The 1,883-nt window shown below is 55.9% G+C and carries 2 protein-coding genes; one reads left to right on the forward strand and one right to left on the reverse strand.

Annotated features, from left to right (window positions below):
* Window positions 1–258: 258 nt before the first annotated feature.
* Window positions 259–687, reverse strand: coding sequence for a hypothetical protein (locus C448_RS16650; RefSeq protein WP_080503151.1), 429 nt, complete (start codon window positions 685–687; stop codon window positions 259–261).
* 366 nt (window positions 688–1,053) lie between these two features.
* Here C448_RS16650 and C448_RS04220 point away from each other — a divergent pair, with 366 nt between their 5' ends.
* Window positions 1,054–1,809: a PstS family phosphate ABC transporter substrate-binding protein gene (locus C448_RS04220; RefSeq protein WP_239640518.1), complete on the forward strand. Its 756-nt coding sequence runs from the start codon at window positions 1,054–1,056 to the stop codon at window positions 1,807–1,809.
* Window positions 1,810–1,883 lie beyond the last annotated feature (74 nt).

The following is a 1,883-nucleotide window of genomic DNA, read 5'->3' on the forward strand; positions in this document are numbered from 1 at the left end:
GGCTTGAACTCGAGATCACTGCCGTGATGAGCATACGATTTCGGCCGGGGTGTTCCCGGCGGAACACCCCTTTCTCCTGTGCCGTCAGATAGTGTATCCCGGACGATTTCGGAAGCTTGGCCGTTCCAAGTGCGATCTCCCATTTGTTCCCAGAGAAGAGAACGCTGACAGGACAGCTGATTATTTTGTATATTGATGCTCAGAACACAAGGACACGACCACGCCGGTTGAACGGAAACAGGACTCTTTGGCTACCGTCTACTCCATGGTACGCTCTCGTGCGCCAGCCCGAATTTCCTCAGCTCGCTCGCGGACCCACGAGGCGTATCGCTCAACCGTACTGGGTTTCACTCCGTAAAACGACGCCACCCAGTGTTCGTCCGTTCCAGGCTGGGTAAGGAAATACGCTGCAAGCGTGTCTCGCCCGGCTTGGATGATTTCTGGTGGAACGCCGCGCTCACCTGTGTCTGCCTCTTCGAATCCATTGACGTCGAAATATACATCGGCGTACAACTCGGCTTGCCCACGATCATCGAATATTGTACCTTCATGATGGGGAGCCTCAAAGCGGTACTGCCGGCCGTCACCATCTGTGGGTGTGTATTCAATGATTCGGACCCCGAGAACGTATTCCCGAAGGACTGATTCGCTGCCCTCAGTAGCCGTTAGATTATCTGGGTGAGACATTAGCTGTCTTTCCACGTTCAATTTTGTGGCTCAACTCGTTCCGGCGGTATGCGTTCAACACGGATAGTGCGGATTATCCGGTACCTGACTTAAGCGATCGTAATTTTGCTATATAGGATAAGGAACAGATGGGTATCAGAACAATTCTTATTAGACATACTGAATAGTTGTCTTGTCCTCTGTAGAACCGATTTCCCGATGTCACTTGCACAGCAACCAGTCTTCATCCAGAACTATTGAAGAACGTACGAATATATAGACAAATGAGGCATTCGTATGTAGATATATCAAAATTAGTATCGAATAAATAGACAAGGGCGAATGGTTCTGGTGATGACGCACAAAACGACACGACGCCGCGTTCTGATGGGAGTCGGTGCCAGTACCACAATCGGCGTCGCGGGCTGTCTCGGCGGGAGTACGGGTGCCGGCGGCGGGAACGGAAGCAGTGGTGGGCCGAACGGAAGCGGTGGAAACAGCAGTGGCGGCACCCAGCAGAGTGGCGGCGGGCCGCTGACCGCCGACGGTTCCTCGACGGTCTACCCGATCACGAGCAACGGCGCATCGGTCTGGAACTCGAACCCGCCGGCTGATGACGAGGAGTACTGGGGTCCGGGCCAGTACGGGTTCGACACGAACAAGCGGATGGCGGATTTCTTCGCCGGCATCTACGGCTTCGAGGCCAGCGGCGGGAGCCAGCCACCCTTTTCGGTCAACGTCGGCCTCAGCCACTCGGGTACCGGTATCGAGAAGCTGATGAACGAGCAGGTGGACATAGGTGATTCGAGCGCCCCGGTTAAGGAGGAACTTCCCGAGCGCAAGAGCTACGAGAACTTCACTGACCATGTAGTGGGTGTCGACGGCCAGCCGGTCGTCGTCAGCAAACCCATCTACGACGCCGGCGTGACGAAGCTCACCGGCAAACAGCTGAAGGCCATCTACAAGGGCGAGATCACCGACTGGCAGAACGTTGAGGGCTACTCGGGGTCAAGCAAGGAGATCCAGGTCATCTGCCGAGCCGAGGGCTCGGGGACGGACACGGCCTTCCGCGCGAACCTCTTCGGCAGTTCGGACGCCCCCATCAAATGCGATTCGCGCATCGGCCAGAACGGCCGTGTTTAATCGCTAGACAACGTCGGATCAGGTCGCCAGAGTGACGGAGTTGAAGCGGAAGACGGCGAAGTATGTCAACGCAA

The sequence above is a fragment of the Halococcus morrhuae DSM 1307 genome (genome assembly GCF_000336695.1).
GTDB lineage: Archaea > Halobacteriota > Halobacteria > Halobacteriales > Halococcaceae > Halococcus > Halococcus morrhuae.